The sequence below is a fragment of the Marinobacter segnicrescens genome (genome assembly GCF_900111555.1).
GTDB classification, from domain to species: domain Bacteria; phylum Pseudomonadota; class Gammaproteobacteria; order Pseudomonadales; family Oleiphilaceae; genus Marinobacter; species Marinobacter segnicrescens.
In genome coordinates, this window is record NZ_FOHZ01000001.1 from 570,577 (window position 1) to 590,568 (window position 19,992).

15 protein-coding genes are annotated in these 19,992 nt (G+C 61.6%); 7 read left to right on the forward strand and 8 right to left on the reverse strand.

The features are described from left to right. The first annotated feature begins 80 nt into the window (after nucleotides 1–80). The 5 genes from BM036_RS02575 (at nucleotide 81) to cynS (ending at nucleotide 5,558) form a co-directional block, all read left to right on the forward strand. On the forward strand, nucleotides 81–1,739 hold the full coding sequence (locus tag BM036_RS02575) for a sigma 54-interacting transcriptional regulator (protein ID WP_091848704.1): 1,659 nt from the start codon (nucleotides 81–83) through the stop codon (nucleotides 1,737–1,739). A 217-nt stretch (nucleotides 1,740–1,956) separates the two neighbouring features. Beyond that, nucleotides 1,957–2,511 (forward strand): OsmC family protein, encoded by a 555-nt coding sequence (locus BM036_RS02580; protein WP_091848633.1) that lies wholly within the window; start codon nucleotides 1,957–1,959, stop codon nucleotides 2,509–2,511. Nucleotides 2,512–2,553: 42 nt separating this feature from the next. Next, nucleotides 2,554–3,693, forward strand: coding sequence for an acyl-CoA dehydrogenase family protein (locus BM036_RS02585; protein ID WP_091848634.1), 1,140 nt, complete (start codon nucleotides 2,554–2,556; stop codon nucleotides 3,691–3,693). Then, entirely contained in the window at nucleotides 3,690–5,048 is a 1,359-nt protein-coding gene (locus BM036_RS02590) for an FAD-dependent oxidoreductase (RefSeq protein WP_091848635.1), read from the forward strand. The genes BM036_RS02585 and BM036_RS02590 overlap by 4 nt, the downstream gene beginning before the upstream one ends. A gap of 60 nt (nucleotides 5,049–5,108) precedes the next feature. Beyond that, nucleotides 5,109–5,558 carry a cyanase gene (cynS, locus tag BM036_RS02595; RefSeq protein ID WP_091848636.1) on the forward strand — a complete coding sequence of 150 codons (450 nt, stop codon included), beginning with the start codon at nucleotides 5,109–5,111 and terminating at the stop codon, nucleotides 5,556–5,558. 103 nt (nucleotides 5,559–5,661) lie between these two features. On the opposite strand, the gene BM036_RS02600 is transcribed toward cynS, so the two are convergent. The 8 genes from BM036_RS02600 to BM036_RS02635 form a co-directional block, all read right to left on the reverse strand. Next, nucleotides 5,662–6,432 carry a VOC family protein gene (locus BM036_RS02600; RefSeq protein WP_091848637.1) on the reverse strand — a complete coding sequence of 257 codons (771 nt, stop codon included), beginning with the start codon at nucleotides 6,430–6,432 and terminating at the stop codon, nucleotides 5,662–5,664. 133 nt (nucleotides 6,433–6,565) lie between these two features. Then, a complete protein-coding gene (locus BM036_RS02605) occupies nucleotides 6,566–7,159 on the reverse strand; it encodes a nucleotidyltransferase family protein (RefSeq protein WP_177185969.1) in 594 nt (197 codons plus the stop codon). 60 nt (nucleotides 7,160–7,219) lie between these two features. Next, nucleotides 7,220–8,218 (reverse strand): XdhC family protein, encoded by a 999-nt coding sequence (locus tag BM036_RS02610; protein WP_091848639.1) that lies wholly within the window; start codon nucleotides 8,216–8,218, stop codon nucleotides 7,220–7,222. 5 nt (nucleotides 8,219–8,223) lie between these two features. After that, complete coding sequence (locus BM036_RS02615) at nucleotides 8,224–10,572, reverse strand: xanthine dehydrogenase family protein molybdopterin-binding subunit (RefSeq protein WP_091848640.1); 2,349 nt, start codon at nucleotides 10,570–10,572, stop codon at nucleotides 8,224–8,226. Continuing rightward, a complete protein-coding gene (locus BM036_RS02620) occupies nucleotides 10,569–11,033 on the reverse strand; it encodes a (2Fe-2S)-binding protein (RefSeq protein ID WP_091848641.1) in 465 nt (154 codons plus the stop codon). Before BM036_RS02620 ends, BM036_RS02615 begins: the two co-directional genes overlap by 4 nt. Nucleotides 11,034–11,166: 133 nt before the next feature. Next, nucleotides 11,167–13,275 (reverse strand): TonB-dependent receptor family protein, encoded by a 2,109-nt coding sequence (locus BM036_RS02625; RefSeq protein ID WP_091848642.1) that lies wholly within the window; start codon nucleotides 13,273–13,275, stop codon nucleotides 11,167–11,169. 88 nt (nucleotides 13,276–13,363) lie between these two features. After that, nucleotides 13,364–15,460 (reverse strand): PQQ-dependent dehydrogenase, methanol/ethanol family, encoded by a 2,097-nt coding sequence (locus BM036_RS02630; RefSeq protein ID WP_091848643.1) that lies wholly within the window; start codon nucleotides 15,458–15,460, stop codon nucleotides 13,364–13,366. Nucleotides 15,461–15,539: 79 nt separating this feature from the next. Then, nucleotides 15,540–17,024, reverse strand: a complete 1,485-nt coding sequence (locus tag BM036_RS02635; protein WP_091848644.1) for an aldehyde dehydrogenase family protein — start codon at nucleotides 17,022–17,024, stop codon at nucleotides 15,540–15,542. 227 nt (nucleotides 17,025–17,251) lie between these two features. Here BM036_RS02635 and BM036_RS02640 point away from each other — a divergent pair, with 227 nt between their 5' ends. Further along, the gene (locus tag BM036_RS02640) at nucleotides 17,252–19,204 is read left to right on the forward strand and encodes a sigma-54-dependent Fis family transcriptional regulator (protein WP_091848645.1); all 1,953 of its coding nucleotides are present in this window, start codon (nucleotides 17,252–17,254) and stop codon (nucleotides 19,202–19,204) included. Nucleotides 19,205–19,288: 84 nt separating this feature from the next. Next, the gene (locus BM036_RS02645; protein ID WP_091848646.1) at nucleotides 19,289–19,966 is read left to right on the forward strand and encodes a phosphoribosyltransferase; all 678 of its coding nucleotides are present in this window, start codon (nucleotides 19,289–19,291) and stop codon (nucleotides 19,964–19,966) included. Nucleotides 19,967–19,992 lie beyond the last annotated feature (26 nt).

Genomic DNA, 19,992 nt, shown 5'->3' on the forward strand with positions numbered 1-19,992 from the left:
ATTGCCCGGATTCCCGTTCCTGCAACAAGCCTGCTCCCTGAGCGGGCTTTTGTCGTTGCCCAGCCAGGAGAATGAACACCATGGACACGCAGCCGATTTCGTCCGTGACCACCAACGCGCCCATTGACACCGGCGCTGCCGACCTCACCGTGGTGCAGGAAGCCGCCCGGCTGATCGGTCAGTCCGCTACCCCCGGGGTGGCCATCACCGGTACCTTGCGCCTGATGTCCCAGATGCTGGGACTCAACCGGGGCCGGGTGCTGCTACCATCGGATGAGGACGGCCTGCTGGCCATTCGGTACAGCTACGGACTGACCGACCAGGAGCGCAAACGGGGCCTCTACAGTTTCGAGGAAGGGGTTACCGGGAAGGTCATGAAAACCGGGCAGCAGGCGGTGGTGCAGGACGTAGACCAGGAGCCCGGCTTCCTGTTCCGGACCGTGGACCGGGCGACCCTGCCTGAAGGCATTGTCTCCTACCTGGCGGTGCCCATCATGGAGGGCAATCTCACGGTTGGTGTGCTGGCGGCACACCGGCTGCGCATGCGGCCCAGGGCCATCAATGCCGACCTGGTGATCCTACGCATCCTGGCCACTTTTATCGCCCAGATCATCAAGATCAACACCCTGATCGAAGAGCGTACCAGCCACCTGCGGGAAGAAAACCAGGAACTGAAGGTGGCCCTGGAGCAGCAACAGAACAACCACGGCATCCTGGGGGAAAGCGCCGCCGTCAAGGATGCCCTGCTGCAGATTACCCGGGTAGCCGATACCCCGGTCACGGTGCTGTTGACCGGTGAGTCCGGCACCGGCAAGGAGCGGTTCTCCCAGATTCTCCACCTCAACAGCAAACGCTGTGACCAGCCCTTCCTGGCCATCAACTGCGCCGCCATTCCCGAGCAGCTGCTGGAGTCCGAGCTGTTCGGTCATGAAAAAGGTGCCTTCACCGGCGCGACCGCCACCAAGCCAGGCAAGATCGAACTGGCCAACGGTGGCACCCTGTTCCTGGACGAGATCGGTGACCTGAACATGGAACTGCAGTCCAAGCTGCTGCGGGTGCTGGAAGGCCAGGTTATCCAGCGGGTCGGTGGTACCCGGGATGTACCGGTGGATGTGCGCATTGTCACCGCAACCCACAAGAACCTGCAGGAGGCCGTCAACCAGGGCACCTTCCGCCTGGATCTCTTCTATCGCTTGAATGTGTTCCCGGTCCACCTGCCGCCGCTGCGGGAACGGGACGGCGATGTTCGCATTCTGGCCCGGCACTTCCTGCTCAGCGCCAATCGCGAGTACGGCCGCTACACCCTGTTTGGGCGGGGTGTGTTGGAGCGGATGGAGAGCTACAACTGGCCCGGCAATATCCGCCAGCTGGAAAACGTGATCAAGCGGGCGGTACTGATTGCACTGGACGGCAACATCAGCGTCAGCGACATCGAGAGCATCCTGCGCCAGGAATCGGTGATCAACAAGCACCTGGAGGCGGGCCAGGCGGCTGTATCAAATTACCCGCGCGCCGCGGAACCTGCTGCCACGACCCGCATCACGGAACCGGGCCTTGTAGCCCCTGTTGCCGCCTCTTCCCGTCCGTATCGTTGGGTCCGGGAGGATGAAGAGGAACAATTGCTGAACGCCCTTCAACAGACCGGCGGCAACAAGACGCGGGCTGCGGCATTACTGGGCATGAGCGCCCGCCAATTCCGCTACCGGCTGGACAAGCTTGAACTGACCAATGCGCCCTGACCACCAACCGACATTGTCGGACATTGTCATCAGGACAATGTCCGACACTTCCCGCCGAAATCCTCCGAACCGCCATCCTTAAAATCATAACCATCTGTTTTAAATACACAAAAATAAAACTTACGAAACTGGCACAGCTCCTGCTCTGGACATAACAGGTTACCGCGAGGCCCGTTCCGGACCGCGCGGTGTCATCAAAGCCACTGGAGAATTGCCAATGACCACTGCAACGCCTACCAAACCCGAAACCGTTTCCACCTACCTGCGTCCGATCGACCGGGAGGGTCTGCTGGCCTTCGCCGAGAAGGGGCGCAACAACCCCGGCACCCGCGGCACCAACAAGGTCCACACGGTTACCGAGGGCCAGTACCGGACCGTCAGCCACGTCAATCAGCATGAAGTGGTGGTGGACGAGCCCCTGCACCTGTTCGGTGAGGACACCGCGCCGGCACCCGGCGAGATCGTGCTGTCCGGCCTGGGTGGCTGCCTCGCCGTCGGCATCACCGCCGTGGCCACCTGGAAGCAGGTCAAACTCAGCAAACTGGAGATCTTCCTGGAAGGGGATATCGGCAACCCGGCGGCCTGGGGTGCCGGTGGTGCGGAAATGAAGCCCGATCAGATGGGCTTCCAGGAAATCCGCGTCAAGGTGCTGGTGGAAGGCGATGCCACCCGGGAACAGCTGGACGAGATCGTTCAGCACGCCAACTACTTCTCCCCGGTGGCCAACACCATGCGCAACCCGATCCCGTTCAGCATCAGCCTGATGGACTGAACCGGCCCACACAGAGGCGAGGACCAAGAGGAGAGAACTGCCATGAATAACGTCGCCGTATCCAACCCACCGTTAAGCCCCTGGGCCGATGACGCCATGGTGCAGGCTGAGGTCGCCCGGGTTGCCAGCGAGCAGCTGGCGCCCAACGCCTACCGCATCGACCATGAAGGTTATTACCCGACCGACATCATGGCAGACCTGGGCCAGGCCGGCGCCTTCGCCACTCACCTGGACCAACACGGTAGTCGCTTCGGACTGGCGCTGTCGAGCATGCAGGAGATCAGCCGTCACTGTGGCTCCACCGGGTTCATGACCTGGTGCCACGATGTCTGCGGACTCTACATGGAGCAGTCCGGCAACCCGGCCCTGCTGGAGCGATTGCAGGGCCATGCTGCCGGCCAGACCTTCGGGGGCACCGCCCTGTCCAATCCCATGAAGGCCCTGACCGGCATCGAGAAAATGGCCCTGAAAGCGAAGAAGGTACCGGGCGGGTACCGGGTCAGCGGTACCCTGCCCTGGGTCAGCCACATTGGCCAGGGACAGTACTGTGGCGCCATTGCCGGCGTAGACCGCGATGACGGTAGCCGCTCCCACGAAGTGATGTTCCTGCTGGACATTGATGACCGGGTGCCCCTGCGACCCTGCCCGGAGTTCTCGGGTATGGAAGGCACCAGCACCTGGTCGGTGCCCCTGGACGACTACTTCGTCAGCGAGGACCAGATCATTGCGGACCCGGCCCGGCCGTTTATCCAGAAGATCCGCGGTGCGTTCATCCTGCTGCAGGTGGGCATCGCCGCCGGTGTCATCCAGGGCTCCATCGATTCCATCCGTGCGGTGGAGAACCAGCTGGGGCACGTGAATCAGTACCTGCACAACCGCCCCGACGAATTGCAGGCCGAATTTGACGAGGTAGCCAAACGCGCGGCCCGGCTTGCAGAAACCCCCTATGACGGCAGCAAGGACTACCTGCTCGATGTGCTGGAACTGAGAGCCCACGGTTCCGAGCTGTCCCTGAAGGCCTCCCAGTCCGCCCTGCTTCACCAGGGCGCCCGCGGGTACCTGATGAATTCCGCCCCCCAGCGCCGGATCCGTGAAGCCCACTTCGTAGCCATCGTGACACCGGCCATCAAGCACCTGCGCTGGGAGATGGACAAACTGATGCGAGAGGAGGTTCCGGCATGAGTACCCGTAAAACCGACCTGGAAGAACGCCCCTGGCGCCAGTATATCTGCCTCGCCTGTGGCCTGATCTACGACGAGGCGGAAGGCGACCCGGACAGCGGCTTGCCCCCGGGCACGCGATTTGAGGACATTCCGGATGACTGGGAATGCCCCCTGTGCGGTGTCACCAAGTCCGACTTCGAGCTGCTGGAAAAGCAGGAGATTACCGCAGCCGCGCCGGTGGGCATCACCAGCTTCAGCAAGGTGCCGGGCATTGTCGTGGTGGGTGCCGGCATTGCCGGGTGGTCAGTCGTGGAAGCGATCCGCCACCTGGACGCCGAGACCCCCATCACCCTGGTCAGCGCCTGCCATGCTGACCGTTACCACAAACCGGAGCTGTCCGTGGCCCTGAGCCGGGGTCAGCAGCCTGGGGACCTGGTGCGGGAGAGCGCTGCCGATGCGGCAAACCGACTCGGGATTCGCCTGTTGGCGGACACCTTCGTGGTGGGCATCAGCCCGGAGCGACGGGAAGTGCGCACCACCCGGGGCACCGTGGCCTACACCCGCCTGGTGCTGGCCCAGGGCGCGAAACCCGCCCTGCCTGACGAGTTGCCCCCATCACTGTGCTGGCGCATCAATGACCTGGCCGGCTGGAGCGGATTACAGCAACAACTGGCCACCGGCCCCCGGCGGGTGGCCATTGTCGGCGCAGGGATGGTGGGCTGCGAACTGGCCGAAGACCTGGCTCGCGCCGGCCACACGGTCACCCTGCTGGACCGCCAGAGCCATCCCCTGTGTGGCCTGATTCCCCCGGAAGCCGGACAGGCACTCCAGGAAAGCCTGGCGGAACTGGGCATTCACTACCGGCCCGACAGCCAGGTCAAGGCAGTCCGCGCCGACGGTGACGGCAAGAACGTTCTGCTGGCAAACGGTGAAACCCTGGCCGTGGACCAGGTGATCGCCGCCACCGGCCTGAAAACCGACAACCGGCTGGCCCGCCAGGCCGGGCTGGCATTCAACGGTGGCATCGAGGTGGACCGCGAGCTGCGTTCCAGCGATCCCTGGATCCATGCCCTTGGCGACTGTATCAGTCTGAACGGTGAACCGTGCCGCTTTATCGAACCCATCCAGCACCAGGCCCGCACCATTGCGGCGGCGGTGTTGGGTGTTGAGGCACCAGCCTATGAACACAGACGACCGGTGGTACGCCTGAAAACCCGGTCGCTGCCGCTGGTGTTGCACGGCCTGCCAAAACCCAATGGCCGCTGGGCAATCACCCAGCGGGAAGGCAACAGCATGGTGATGGAGCAACGGGTTGGCGACACCATCGTCGCCACACTGAGCCTTGGCCAGCCCATGCAAAGCAAGGCCGCCTGATCTTTCCGGGCCGGGCGACCGGCCCAGTCCCGACAATGACGTCAACCAAAGGTGAACATCATGATCCATACCCGCGAAGAAGTGACCAACATGATCCTCTCTGCCAAGGTCAGCAAGGGCATTCAATGGAGCCAGGTGGCCGATGCCATCGGCCTCTCCAAGGAATGGACCACCGCTGCGTGCCTGGGCCAGATGACCTTCGACAAGAAGCAGGCCGAAATTGTCGGCGACATCTTCGGCCTGACCGATGAGGCCATTGCCTGGCTGCAGGTGGTCCCCTACAAGGGTTCCCTGCCGACAGCCGTGCCCACCGACCCGCTGATCTACCGCTGGTACGAAGTGGTCAATGTCTACGGCAGCACTATCAAGGAACTCATCCATGAGGAGTTTGGCGACGGCATCATGAGCGCTATCGACTTCAACATGGACATCCAGCGCGAGCAAAACCCCAACGGCGATCGCGTTAACGTGGTGCTGTCCGGCAAGTTTCTTCCCTACAAATCTTACTGAGCCCCTGCCTGGTGGGGTACCCGATGGCCCCAAGCCCCCGGGTATTCCACCAGGTCAACCCTAGCGGCAGAAAAAACGGCTTGGCCGCAAGCAAGGTCACGGACTACCGCAACAGAATCTCCACACCGCACAGGTTGAGGCTTTGGCCGGTGCGATCGGCCCCCTGCTCCATGGAACGTGTCAGAATCGTCGCCGGGTCACCGACTGCCAGGTCGATCGCCGTCAGCCCGGCGGACTCCTGGTGATCGCATTCTGCAAACTTCAATACCGCGTTTGGTGTCTCGATCACCGGTGTGCCATCACGGTCTTTCACGGGCATACCCAGAACGTTTGACCAGTGACGTGCAAGTTGGGTCGGTCGCGTGTCGGAAAGGGTGACGCCGGTAATTCCGGACACCCGGTCGGTCATGGTGTGTTTGACCCAGTCCATACCTCCCGCTGGCTGCCAGTTACCCCGGGGGTCGGCCTGTTCGTCCCAGTCTACTTCCAGGAAGGCTGCGCCCATGTCCCGGGGGTGCAGTTGCATAAGGTTCCCGCTTTCATGATCCGACTCCCAGGCTACCCGGACGTTGTTTTCGGCAGCCCTGGCCCGCACGCCAGCTTGCTCTTCGAGTGAGGTGGCCTGGCAGATCACCATGTAACCCCCGGGTCCACCCCGTCGCTCCAGGAAACGCCCGGCGGCCGTGCCTTCGCGGATGGGTGCCACCACTTCCAGGAACTGGCTGCCAAAGGCAAACAGGGCGTTTTCCAGCCCGAAGGTGGCTACCTCCGGATCCCGATGGCATACCGGTACGCCGAACAGGTTTTCAATCCGCTCGACAACCGGTTCAAGCTGTTCGGCCACCAGGCAGATCTGGCGGAGATAAATGGACATCGGAGGGCTCCTTACGACACAGGTTGGAGGACATGTCTGTTTGCGGCTTGTGGCACAGTATTAACAACCACGCCATTTCTGGCAATTTGCGTGCAAACCCACGGGCTGGACCGGCCGTTACTACGGCTGACCCTCACACAGCCCCGCTACCCTGCCAGGCTCCAAGCTGCTCCGGCGTATCAATATCCCGTTGTGCGTTGGGCATGGAACACTCCCGAACCGGAATAGTGGATTCGTACAGCACCGCCTTGGCACCCTGGTCGCCACCCAGCTGCCTCAACCTCGGAAAGCTGCTGCGGGGGAAAATTGCAGGCACACCCCGGCGGCGGCCGTAAACGCCGCAGGCGATATTGTGACCGTCGAAAGCCTTCAGCAGGGCATCAAGGTCAGCCCTCGTCAGCGCCACCTGGTCCGCCAGCAGTACCAGGACCGCACTGTAGTCAGCGGTCAGGTTGTTGATTCCGGCCCGCAAGGATGCCGCCATGCCCTCGGACCAGTCAGCGGCGTGGATGAACTCCGCCCCACAGAGCCGCCCCTCGGCCTTCGCCGCCATCAGTTGCGGATGCCAGGCGCCGGTGACCACATGGACGTGGCCCGGTAACACGCCGGATGCCAGCTCAATACTGCGCTGCAGGAGGTTTCGGCCATCGATTTCCGCCAGCAGCTTGCACCCGCCAAAGCGAGAGCTGGCGCCGCCGGCCAGAATCAGCGCGGCGATATCAGCCACCGGGCGAGTCCTCGTTGAACCGTTCGGGGTGTGGCCGCACGTAAAACCCGACACAAAAGGTCATACCTCTGACAGGATCCGCCCCCGGCGAACCCGCAAGACGTCCGCCATGATCGCCAGGGCGATCTCCGCCGGGGTTTTGCTGCCGATATCCAGGCCGATGGGCATATGAATGCGGCTGATCTCATCGGGCGCAAGGCCACCGGTGCGAGCCAGCCGCTCCGCCCGTGCCTGTGAGGTACGGCGGGAACCCATAACGCCGATATAGCCGGCGGAGGTTTTCACCGCCGCCATCATCGCGAGGTCGTCAATACGGGGATCGTGGGTGACGGCGACTACTGCCGTTGACGGGGAGCAGGCCCCCGGCGAAGCAATGTAGAGCGACGGCAGCTGGGGTATGAACTCCACGGCATCCGGCAGGTTCATGCCATCGGTAACCTCGCTGCGGGGGTCACAAAGCACGACCTGGTAGCCGAGGGTGAGCGCAAAGCCGGCGCAGGCCTCGGCCACGCTGGAGTAGCCAGCCAGTATCAGTTTAGCCACGGGCCCCACGCGGATTTGGACAACCTCCTCCCCCGGATACCACTGCACCTGGGGTCCGCTCGGGTCCGCCTCTGACAGGGAACGGTGCCCATCGGCAAGCCGTACCTGCCGGATCCGGTCGTGCTCACCGCCCAGCGCAGTTTTTATCTGTTCGAGATGTGCCAGGTTCTCCTCGCTGGCGGCCATGCGCTCAACCAGCACTTCCAGAATTCCGCCGCAGGGCAGCTGTACCCGGGCAGCCCCGGGTTTGTTGCCCCCATCCTCCGGTCCGCCATAACGTACCACTACGGCCGGCTGCTGGTACTCGCCGGCCACCAGCCGCTCCAGGAAATCTTCCTCCACACAGCCACCGGAGAGTGAGCCCAGGTGTTCGCCATTGGCATTGGCCACCATCAGCGAACCGGGCTCCCTCGGCGATGAACCAAAGGTAGACAGCACGGTGCACAACCACACCGTGCGGCCTTCCTTTAGCCAGGCCACGGCCTGGCCAACCACCCGATAATCCAGGTTCTGCATGATGGTCAGCCCAACTGATCCGCTACCGGTAACCGGCGGATACGTTTGCCGGTGGCCGCATAGATGGCGTTGCAGAGGGCCGGCGCTACCGGCGGCAAGCCAGGCTCACCCACACCCCCCATGGGGGCATCCTCGCCACCGTCCACCAGGTGCACATGCACTTCCCGGGGCGCGTTTTCCATGCGGGGGATCAGATAACGGTCAAAGTTATCCTGTTCGGCCTTGCCGTCCCGGAACGACACTTCGCTTTGAAGGGCAATACCAATGCCCATGACACAGGCACCTTCCATCTGCGAGCGCACCCGCTCCGGGTTGACCGCCCTGCCGCAATCGAAGGCAATGTCGGCCCGGTGGATGATCACCTCACCGGCGTCGTCCACCTCCACATCCATCACGATGGCGGTGTAGGACACAAAGCTGTGGTGCATGGCCAGGCCCAGCCCGCGCCGTTCACCCCGGTCCTTGTTATCCCAGTTCGCCTCGCGGGTTGCCCGCTCCACCACCGCTCTCATGCGGCCGATATCGATGGGATAGACCTCCGGGTTTTCCCCGTAGTTCCAGCCGTCCTTGAACTCAGACGGGTTGATTTTACGTGGCTCTCCCAGCAGCTCCAGCAGGTAGTCCCGGTGGTCCCTGCCCGCTGCCTCGGCCATTTCTGCAGCGAAGCTCTGGATCGCCCAGGCATGGGGCAGGTTATAGACCGCCCGGAACCAGCCGATGCGGGTATGTGCGGCAGCCTCAGGGTTTTCCAGGCGAATGGCCGGGATATCAAACGGCATGGTGTTGAAGCCCATGCCCAATTCGAAGTCCGCCTTGTGCTTCGGGTCTTCAGCGAACAGTGAGCCGATGCTGGGTGACAGCGTCCGGTGCAGCCAGCCGGTGGCCTTGCCGTCACTGTCCAGTGCCGCTTCCAGACGGTCTACAGACACGGCATGGAAATAGGCATGGTGGATGTCATCTTCCCGGGTCCACTGCACCCGCACCGGGCGGCCCTTGAACTGGCTGGCCAGCCTGGCCGCTTCAATCACGAAGTCGGGCTTTGACTTGCGCCCGAAGCCACCGCCAAGCAGGGTCTGGTGAACAGTGACTTTTTCCAGGTCGAGCCCCAGGGCGCCCGCGACACCCTGCCGGGTGGCTCGGGGATGCTGTACCGGCGCCCAGGCTTCTGCGGTGTCGCCATTGAACTGAACAATGGCCACCGGTGGCTCCATCGGAGCTTGGGCCATATGGGGCATATAGTAGGTAGCTGTGACGGTTTTGTTCGCTTCCTTCAGGGCTTTTTCAATATCTCCGGACTCGCGGACCACCTTGCCAGCGGATTCGGCCCGCTCCTCCAGCATCTGTCGGTAGTCGTTGGAGGTATACCGGGCGTTGTCCCCAGCGGGCTCCATGTTCCACTCGATTTCGAGGGCATCACGACCCTTGATTGCGGCCCAGGTATTCTCGGCGACAACCGCCACACCACCCAGGGGGCTGAACGCTGCCGGCATACCGGTGCCTTCCAGGGTGATCGTTTTTACCACACCACGAACGCCCAGGGTGGCGCTGTCGTCCACGCTCTTGATGGTTGCCCCCAGCACGGGCGGCCGTGCAATCACCGCATACAGCATGTTGTCCATCTGCACGTCGGCACCGAAGCGGGCCTTGCCGGTCACCACGTCCTCTCCATCGATGGCGGGCGGACGAGTATCGCGGTTAGTCAGGTCACCATTGACCAGACCGGTTTCCCGGCCGATATAGCGCAACTGGCTATCGGGTTTCAGTGTCAACTGGTCGCGATCAGGAACCTCCAGTTCACGGGCAGCCGCCGCCAGTTCGCCAAAGCCCAGGCTGCGGTCGCTGTTCTTGTGGACCACTTCATGTACACGGGTTTCCACCTCGTCAACCGGCACGCCCCACTGATCGGCAGCAGCCTGTTCCAGCATGAGGCGGGCACCGGCGGCAGCACGACGCATGGGCTCATACCAGTGGCGCATACTGCGGGAGCCGTCGGTGTTCTGGTTGCCGTACTTGTCCTGGTTTGCATCAGCCTGCTCTACCTTGACCCGATCCCAGTCGGCGCCAAGCTCATCGGCGGCCACCAGCGCCAGGCTGGTACGAATGCCCTGCCCCATCTCGGCCCGGTGATTGGTGATGGTGACTGTGCCGTCCGCATCGATACGAATGAACACATTGGGGTTATCAACCCAACCGCCCGGCATGGCGGCGGCACCATACTTTACCTCGGCTGAGTCAGCGGCGGTGGCCAGGCCCCAGCGGGCAGCCATGACAAAGGCACTACCGGCGGCAAGCCCGCGCAGAAAGTGGCGCCGGCTCACGTTGGCCAGCATGACCGAATTGCCTATCCTGCTCATGACTTGTCCTCCATGCCTGCCGCCCGCGCAACCGCTGCTTCGATACGGTTGTAGGTACCGCATCGGCAGAGGTTGCCGTTCATGGCATCACGGATCTCGGCACCGTCCGGGTTGCTGTTCTCTTTGAGGAGCGCCGTTGCCGTCATGATCTGCCCCCCCTGGCAATAGCCACACTGGGCCACGCCCAGTTCCAGCCAGGCTTGCTGTACCCGCTGACCAACGTCGTCATCGGCCATGGCCTCTATGGTGGTCACAGCCTTGCCTTCTGCGCTTGCAACCGGGGTCACGCAGGAGCGGGTGGCCTCGCCATCAAGGTGCACCGTGCAGGCGCCGCACTGGGCAATGCCGCACCCGAACTTGGTGCCGGTAAGCTTGACGACATCCCTGAGTGCCCAAAGCAGGGGCATATCGCCGGGCACGTCGAGTTCGTGCTCCTGCCCGTTTATTGTCAGGTTGATCATGGTGCTCTCCCTCATCCTGTTATTGTGTGGCCCGTCGCAGCGCGGAGGCCCTCTCCGGCGCTTGAGACGCCGGCGTTATGTCCTGGCGGGTGCCAGCCCGCAATTCGTTCAACACAGTGTGGTTACGAACCGGTCAGAAGGCCAGTTCAACACCACCATGAAAAGTCAGCCCGGGTGCCGGTTCATAGTACCGGCCACCATTGGCGTTGATACGCACGTTGGCGTAGTACTCTTCTTCAAGAAGGTTACGGATGCCGGCATGGACCTTCAGTGTGCGGTCACCCCCCAGCTGCCAGCCTGTACCAGCCCGCAGGTTCATGACCCAGCTACTGTCGACTTCCACGGTGTTGGCGTTATCGGCGTAGAAATCGCCGGAGTACAGTCCTTCAATGCTGGCAAAGGTGTCACCCAGGCCTGACCAGGTCAGTCGGTTGTTCCACTGGTGGCGTGGCAGGCCCGGCATTCTCAGGCCACTGAAATCGCTGGTTTCGGTCTCGAAGTCCTCGAACCGGTAGCTGGCCATGGTGAGCGCACTGTGCCAGCGCCACGCCGGGGTCATGTACCAGTCCAGGGCCAGTTCGGCACCCTGGCGGGACGTCTGCCCGGCGTTCTGATAGTAGGTCCGGCCGTCAATCGCTTCGAACGGAAGCAGCTCATCGTCTACGTCGATGCGGAACACGCTGAGGTCATACTCGATACCCATCGAAAGGTAACCCCGCAATCCCAGCTCCCGGCTGATCGCCCTCTGCGGCTCCACGTCACTATTGAACCCCCCCTGCCCGTCAGGTCGCGCAAACTCGGTAAACGTGGGGGTTTCAAAGGCGGTGGCAACGTTGGCATAAAGCGAATGGGCTGAGCTCAGGCGATAAAGCGCCCCGAGACTGCCGTTCCATTCCCGGAAGGTGCGGCTGCCGCTGTTGTCGACTCCGTCGGCCAGGAAACGATCATCGATAGACAGACGGACCCAGTCGTGGCGTACCCCAGCGCTAACGGTGAGACGATCATTCAGGTCCATGTCAGCCAGCGCGAACACGCCGGTCGCGGTGGCGTCCTGCTGCTCATCGCCGGTACGGGCGGTGATTTCCCGGTCGGTGTTCACGGCAAACCGCGAACGGTCATCTTCCTGCCGGCCCACTTCGGTGCCCACCATAACCGTGGTGGGAAGGTCCCAAAGCTGCAGCCCCCGCCGGTAGTCCGCACCGCCACCGTAATAGAAGCGGTCGTAACGAATCCGACTGCTGCCCGGGAACGGCAGTTGCTGCTCAAAATCCCGCCAGCTGGCAAAAGCCCTCAGGTTGAGGTCGCCACCGCCGAGGTTCCGGTCCTGGTAATGGAGCCCCACCAGCTGCTGCTCCACCTCCTGGCCGGCGTCCAGCAGGTCCGACATGGGCGCAGCCTGGTCCCGGTCCTCCTCGACTTCTTCCAGGGTCAGGCCACCGGGGTCTTCCGCCAGTGGCATGTCCAGTACGTTGACCAGGGCCGACAGTGTGCGGTCCTCGTCGATCTGATAGCCAACCTGTCCGTTAAACAGGCGCTTCTCAACCTCGCTCTGCTCCCGCTGACCCTCGAAATCCAGTGCCGAAAAACTCAGATTATGCCGCCAGCGGCCATTCTCGCCGCCAAGACTCGCCGACAGCTTGCGGTATCCGTCGCTGCCGCCTTGCAGGCCAATGTCCGCTCGGTCACGGCGCTGACTGCCATCCGCTGTGGTGACGTCGATGACACCGCCAGCGGCGTTGCCATAAAGGACCGAGGCCGGCCCCCGGATAACTTCAATGCGCTCGGCACTGTCCAGGTCAATGGCGTCAACCTGGGCCTGCCCATCGGGCAAGGTATAGGGAATACCATCCACACGGACGTGAATGCCACGTATGCCGAAGGGTGCGCGCGCGCCAAAGCCACGACTGGCGATCCGCTGGCCCTGGGCGAAGTTGTTGTGATTCTGGAGAAACAGGCCGGGAACGATAACAAGGCTCTCATCCAGCTGGAGTCCCTGCTGGCCCTGCTGGATCTGGTCCCGGGTAACCGCCGAGACGGCGGCAGGAGTATCCTGGAGTGAACGGGACATGCGTGGAGCTGTTACCAGGATGGCCGGTCGGTTCTGACCTGTGGTGGCTGTTGTCGCCTGGCCTTCCGGCACGGCTTGCTGGGCAATGGCCAGCCCCGGAAAGACCACTCCGGCCCCGATCAGGAAAAATGCACGCAGGTCGTTTTTTATTATCAGACGGCTTTTTATTGTCATGGAGTCATCCAGGTCATGTAAATCTGGCTGGGAAATGAGGCTTTCCCCGGGAGCAGGCCCCGGGGAAAGCCACGGTTTGCTAACCGGACTACTGGCTGGCGCGGATGGTGTCCGCGGTACCCATGATAAACGCCCGGATTTTGTCAACGTCCTCCTCACTCAGCCGCTCGGAAAAATCAGGCATGCCCCGGTTAGCCAACACACCGTTCAGCACAAAGGACTCCAGGTCACTGATCACCTTGGCATTGGAATAGCCCAGGTTGGGAATCGCGCCACCCCGATCAACCCCCGGCACACCATGACAGGCTACGCAGTTAGCGATATACAGGCCCAGGCCCTCCTCGGCCAGTTCCGGGTTGTAATCGACACCTGACACCAGGTTAGTCTGCTGATGCTGGCTGTATTCGGGGGGCTCCGCCTTGCCATCCAGCGAGTAGGTATAAACGGTGCCGGGAATGGTCCGGTCGCTGCCCCTCTGGACCAGGCCATAGACCCCGCCCCAGCCGGCGGCGATGGACACAAACTGCCGGCCGTCCACTTCATAGGTTACCGGTGCTGCGACGATACCCGTACCTACCATGGTGTCCCACAGTTTGTCGCCATTACTGGCATTGAAGGCCATAAGGCGGGCGTCTGCCGTACCCTGGAAGACCAGGTTACCTGCTGTGGTCAGGGTGCCACCGTTCCAGGGCGAAATGTGTTCATAACGCCAGGCCTCCTGCTGTTCCACTGGGTCCCAGGCCACCAGGCGACCAAAGGGCTTGCTACCCGGTTCAGTGGGGTTCAGGAACATGCCAGTGTTCCAGCCCGTGCCACTCATGAAAACACCCGGCTCTTCTTCGTTGTAGTCCCATTCCGGCATTTTTTGCATGGACGCCGGAATGTTCTGGGCCGGTATGTAGGCCAGCTGTGTGTCCGGACTGAACGACATGGAATGCCAGTTATGCGCCCCATAGGGTCCTGGTATCGCGTCGAACGCTTCATCTTCGGACCGGGCTTCCGCAGTGACCATGGGTCGCCCGGATTCGTCGTAACCGGTTGCCCAGTTCACATCCACGAAGTTCTCCGCCGAAATGAACTCGCCGGTTTCACGGTCCACCACATAGAAGAAACCGTTCTTGGGGGCGTGGAGAAGTACCTTGCGGGTTTCGTCGTTGATGGGCAGATCCGCCAGGATGATGTCCTGGGTGGAGGTGTAGTCCCAGTTATCGCCAGGAGTTTCCTGGTAATGCCATACGTACTCGCCGGTATCCGGATCCAGCGCCACGATGGAGGCGAGGAACAGGTTGTCACCACCACCCGGGCTACGGTGCAGGTGGGACCAGGGGGAACCGTTGCCGGTACCGATGTACATCAGATCAAGCTCGGGGTCGAACACCATGCTGTCCCAGACGGTGCCACCACCTCCAGCTTCCCAGTACTTGCCACTGGGGTCCCAGGTTTCAGCAGCCATTTTCATGGCGTCGTTCTCGAAGGGTTCATCCGGATTGCCGGGCACGGTATACCAACGCCAGGCTTCCTCGCCGGTGTCAGCATCGTAAGCAGTGATATAACCTCGCACACCGTATTCGGCGCCGCCGTTACCAATGATCACTTTGTCCTTGAAGACCCGGGGGGCACCTGTGATGGTGTATGGCTTGTCCCGGTTTTCAATGGTGTCCGTTTCCCACACGCGCTCCCCGGTTTTTGCATCCAGGGCTATCAACCGTCCGTCGAAGGCACCGAAGTACACCAGACCGTTGCTCACTGCTACACCCCGGTTGCCCACATCGCAGCAGCCCTTTTCCCCATAGGACCTGGGTACTTCCGGGTCATAGGTCCACAACTTCTCGCCGGTACGGGCATCCACGGCGTGGACGATACTCCAGGGCGCGGTTACGTACATCACACCGTCAATCACGATGGGGGTAGACTCAACGCCACGGCTCGAGCCCAGGTTGTAGCTCCACTCGAGCTTCAGATCCTTAACGTTCTTTGTCGTAATCTCGTCCAGGGGGCTGAATCGCTGTTCCTGGTAGTCAAAGCCATGGGCAGGCCAGTTTTTACCGGTTTCGCGGTTCTCGGCTATGGCCTTGTGGGTTTCGTCGACATACTTTGCCTCATCGGCAGCAGCAACCATGCCATGACCGGCGGCAAGCGCCCCCACCAGGCTGGTTAACAGTATCCGTCTATTGTTCTTTATCATGGGAATTTCCTGTGTTTTGTTGTTGTACGCCGTCGCTGACAACGGCTGATTTGTCACTTGATCCGGCTGGGCAGTCCTCTCAGCATAGAATGACCACAGATTTCTGCTCGGTGTAATGGTCGACCAGGCTGTCACTCAGCTCACGGCCAGTGCCTGATTGCTTGAAGCCACCAAAGGGCATGCAAGGATCAATCAGGTGGTGCCCGTTAACCCATACCGAGCCGGCATCGATCTCGGGAATCAGCCGATTGACCTGTGACAGGTCGTTGGAGAAGATACTGGCGGCCAGGCCGTAGCAGTTGTCGTTCGCCAGTCTGACCAGTTCCTGGTTGTCACTGAATTTCTGGACCACCACGACCGGACCGAAGATTTCTTCCTGCACACAACGACTGCCCTGGGCCAGTCCCGTAATGACGGTGGGTTCTACGAAATACCCCTGGTCCAGTCCCTTGCCACCACCAATCTCGATCTTGCCCCCGTCGGAACGGGCTTGTTCGATGTAACCGAGAACACGCTGCTGCTGCTTGGCCGATACCAGCGGACCAATCATGGTGGTCTCATCCATTCCCGAGCCGAGGGTCAGCGCCTTCGCCTGGTCCACCAGCTTGCCCACAAAGGCATCATGGATACTCTCGTGTACGTAGATGCGCGAGCCTGCGGTACAGGCCTGGCCCTGGTTGAAGAAGATGGCCTGTGCGGCGCCCGCGGCCGCCATGTCGAGATCGGCATCCGGCAAAACCATAACGGGTGACTTTCCACCCAGCTCCAGGGTGGTACGGGTCATATTCTCCATGGCGGCCCGGCCCACCTGCTTGCCAACTGCAGTGGAGCCAGTAAAGGCAATCTTGTTGATGCCGGGATGTCCTGACAGGGCGGCGCCTGCTTCATAGCCGAGCCCCGGAACCACGTTCAGGGTGCCGGGCGGAAAGCCAACCTCGTTGACTACTTCCGCCAGCAGCAGTGCGGTGAGGGGCGTATCTTCTGCTGGTTTGAGAACCACGGTGCAGCCCGCCGCCAGGGCAGGTGCCACCTTCCAGGCGGTCATCAGCAAAGGGAAGTTCCAGGGAACGATGGCACCGACCACCCCGACAGGCTCCCGGCGGGTGTATGCCACAATCTGTGCCTCATCCGGGACCGGGGGCAAGGTGGGGGTCATGGAGCGGCCATCTATCTTGGTAGCCCAGCCAGCGGTATAGCGGATAAAGGACACCACACTGGCCACATCCATGGCCTTGGCCACGGTCACTGGCTTCCCGTTATCCAGCGTTTCAATAACGGCGAAGTCATCGGCGCGGGCTTCTATCGCATCCGCAAGGTCCAGTAGCAGCTTCTCGCGAACAGCCGGGCGTGCCTTGCGCCAGGTGCCAAAGGCTTCCCTGGCAGCGTTTACCGCACGGTCAATATCGTCAGCACCACCGGACGCCACGCGGGCAATTCGATCAGTGGTTGCCGGGTTGAATACGTCCAGCGAGTTGCCGCTTACCGCGTCAACCGGTTTGCCGCCAATAAAAAGCTTGTGCTCTTTATCCAGCCAGGCCCTTACCGAATCGGAAATCTGGGTCATAGCATTACCTTTTCATCGTTGTTGTCATTGTTGGTGCTCAGGCCACGAAACAGCCCGTCTTGATCTGTATCAAGAGTCATGCCAGCAACGGATATATCAAGGAAGGCTTGGTAGTCATGTGGTTAGCAGAAACTTTGCTAATATGAAGCAGACATCGCCTGTGTCAGAGTGGGACAGGTGTTGCAGAATCAGACAACAAGAACAAGACCCCTACAGGAGTGCACGGGATGTTTCGGACGGTCCTCCGTACACCGGAAGTTATCAGGCAGGCCTACCTCCAGGCAGAGCGGGGCCACGTGTCCACCGATTTACTCGATGCCAGTATTGGCCAGTCCTGGCTCAGATGTCTGGAATCCGGTTTACGGGTAGGTTCCGAGCCGGAGTTGCCTCAGATGGCCAGCGGGGAGCTGAGGCATGAACTTGGCCGTAACCAGCGTTTTCTGAAGCTTTCGTCACCACTGGCAGAGCGACTTTCCAGCAATCTGAACGACTGCCAGGTGATCCTGGCCTCCCCCGATGCGACGATCCTTAAACGGTTAGGGCCACACCAGGATTTCATGGCGGACGTCACCATGGATCCCGGCACACTGATGCCCGAGTCCCTGGCCGGCACAAACGCCCCCGGACTCTGTCTGATTGAGCGCAAACCGGTGCTGGTGAATTCGTGTGAGCACCTGTTATACCCGGAGGTGACCGTCGGGTGTGTTGCTGCGCCACTGTTCGATCTGCACGGTGACGTGCTGGGGCTGATCGACTTTACCTTTGCGGCCAATCACCCACGACCGGACCAGTTCCTTGACCATGCCAACTGGTTCTCGGCGGCTTTCGAGCACCAGTTGTTCCTGGACAGCTACCGTGATCACTGGATCCTGCAGGTGCAGGCCCTGTCCACCTGGTCACAACAGGAGCCCTCGGGCCTCCTTGCCTTTAACGAAGACGGCTCATTGATTGCCGCCAGCTCACACGCACTCAAGACCTTCGTAACGACCGAGACAGGGCTGGTCGGGTGCCCGGTAGAGTCGATTTTCGGGGTGTCCTGGGGCGCCCTGGTGGACCATTGCAGGAAATATCCCGGCGTACTGAGCCTGGAAAAGACAGGGCGTCAGATGATCGGTCGGTTGTCGCCACCGTCGAACTGGCGTGCGGTCACCTCGCTTCCAATACGCAAACCCGGGAAACTATCGGCAACGGACGCATTGATCCGGTCCTGGCCGAGCGAACTGGCCACGGAAGCCCGGCGGGCGGTACGGGCCCTGGAAGCCGGAATGCCGGTGCTGTTGCAGGGCGATACTGGCACCGGCAAGGAACAGTTTGCAAAGGCCCTCCATACCGACACCGAATCCGCTGGCCCCTTCGTGGCCATCAATTGCGCTGCCCTACCGGAGGGAGTCATCGAGGGTGAGCTGTTCGGTTATCGCGACGGAGCGTTCACCGGCGCCCGCAAGGGCGGTTACAACGGCCGTTTCCTGCAGGCCCAGGGTGGCACCCTGTTGCTGGATGAAATTGGCGATATGCCCCTGGATTTACAAGCCCGGCTGCTGCGGGTTATCCAGGAACGAGCCGTCACACCCCTCGGCGGCCACGAAGAGCTGCCGATCGATTGTCGCATCGTAGCGGCAAGCCTCCACGACCTGGAAGAACTTGTCGACCAGGGACGTTTTCGAGAGGACCTCTATTTCCGGCTGGCCGCGGTAGTGGTCGAACTGCCGGCGCTTCACCAGCAAGCTGATCTGCCGCAAGCCGTCGACCGCCTCTGGCACGACGTCTGTGCACGCCACGGCAGCTCCGCCGAACTTGATCCGGAACTGTTGGAACAGCTGGCGGGATACCATTGGCCCGGCAACTGGCGAGAGCTGGAAAACTGCCTGGAAGCCCTGCTGGTCGGGGCGCAGCCTGGCGTTGAGTATCTGACCACCGCAGACCTCCCGATACGCTGGCGCCGGAAATTCCAGCAGCACGCCCTGGTGCCAGCTCGCGCAGACACCAGGCTTGCCACCCCCGAACAACAGCCACGAAATCTCAAAGACCTGGAATGGGAACACATGCAGCGAACCCTGCAAGCCTGCAATGGCAACTACTCTGCTGCCGCCAAAACCCTGGGGGTGAGCCGTTCCACGCTTTACCGGCGCCTGAACAAGGAGCCTGCAAGCAGCCCCGGACAATACAAGACGTTCTGTTGATACTGGTCATGGACAATTGTCAGGAGAGCTGGACTGGACTTAAATAAACTAAGGTGTGACGGGCAGACCATAAGGACAGACACCATGGCCGGATCATCATTCAGGGACCGGGTTGAGGCTGGTCAGGCGCTGGCACAGAAACTCCGGGAATCTTCGATACCACCCGATGCCGTGGTGCTGGGACTGCCCCGGGGTGGGGTTCCGGTTGCCTGGGAAATCGCCAGGGAACTGGGGCTGGAGCTCGACATCATCAATCTCCGCAAGCTCGGCCTGCCGGGGCAGCCCGAACTGGCCATGGGCGCCATCGCCGAAGATGGAACCCGCTATCTGAACACCTTGCTGGTCGACCAGCTGCACATCCCGCAGGAGGCAATTGAGCGGGTCGAGGCCGAGGAAAAGGCCGTTATGGCCGTCCGCACCCGACTGTTCCGGGATGTACGACCGCAAGCCGATGTAACCGGCCGCACGGTGATACTGGTGGATGACGGTGTTGCCACCGGTGCCACCATGAAGCTTGCAGTCCAGGTGCTGAGAAAACGCGGCGCCGACTGGATTATCGTTGCTGTACCGGTCGGGCCACCGGGCACCATCGAACGCTTCTCTGAGGTCGCCGACCAGTGTGTCTGCCTGCTGGAACCCCCGCGCTTCAGTTCAGTGGGCCTCTGGTACCTGGATTTTAACCAGGTGTCCGAGGACGAAGTCATTCAAGCCCTGAAGGCGTCTATGGCAGACCTCCGGGGTCGGAACCCTGAAGGGACGTAACCGGCCATCGTGCAAGCTCCCTGCCC

Coding starts and splice junctions, on each gene's coding strand:
- BM036_RS02630 (WP_091848643.1), bottom strand. CDS start 15,460: ATGATAAAGAACAATAGACGGATACTGTTAACCAGCCTGGTGGGGGCG.
- BM036_RS02635 (WP_091848644.1), bottom strand. CDS start 17,024: ATGACCCAGATTTCCGATTCGGTAAGGGCCTGGCTGGATAAAGAGCAC.
- BM036_RS02610 (WP_091848639.1), bottom strand. CDS start 8,218: ATGCAGAACCTGGATTATCGGGTGGTTGGCCAGGCCGTGGCCTGGCTA.
- BM036_RS02615 (WP_091848640.1), bottom strand. CDS start 10,572: ATGAGCAGGATAGGCAATTCGGTCATGCTGGCCAACGTGAGCCGGCGC.
- BM036_RS02625 (WP_091848642.1), bottom strand. CDS start 13,275: ATGACAATAAAAAGCCGTCTGATAATAAAAAACGACCTGCGTGCATTT.
- BM036_RS02600 (WP_091848637.1), bottom strand. CDS start 6,432: ATGTCCATTTATCTCCGCCAGATCTGCCTGGTGGCCGAACAGCTTGAA.
- BM036_RS02585 (WP_091848634.1), top strand. CDS start 2,554: ATGAATAACGTCGCCGTATCCAACCCACCGTTAAGCCCCTGGGCCGAT.
- BM036_RS02575 (WP_091848704.1), top strand. CDS start 81: ATGGACACGCAGCCGATTTCGTCCGTGACCACCAACGCGCCCATTGAC.
- BM036_RS02590 (WP_091848635.1), top strand. CDS start 3,690: ATGAGTACCCGTAAAACCGACCTGGAAGAACGCCCCTGGCGCCAGTAT.
- BM036_RS02580 (WP_091848633.1), top strand. CDS start 1,957: ATGACCACTGCAACGCCTACCAAACCCGAAACCGTTTCCACCTACCTG.
- BM036_RS02645 (WP_091848646.1), top strand. CDS start 19,289: ATGGCCGGATCATCATTCAGGGACCGGGTTGAGGCTGGTCAGGCGCTG.
- cynS (WP_091848636.1), top strand. CDS start 5,109: ATGATCCATACCCGCGAAGAAGTGACCAACATGATCCTCTCTGCCAAG.
- BM036_RS02620 (WP_091848641.1), bottom strand. CDS start 11,033: ATGATCAACCTGACAATAAACGGGCAGGAGCACGAACTCGACGTGCCC.
- BM036_RS02640 (WP_091848645.1), top strand. CDS start 17,252: ATGTTTCGGACGGTCCTCCGTACACCGGAAGTTATCAGGCAGGCCTAC.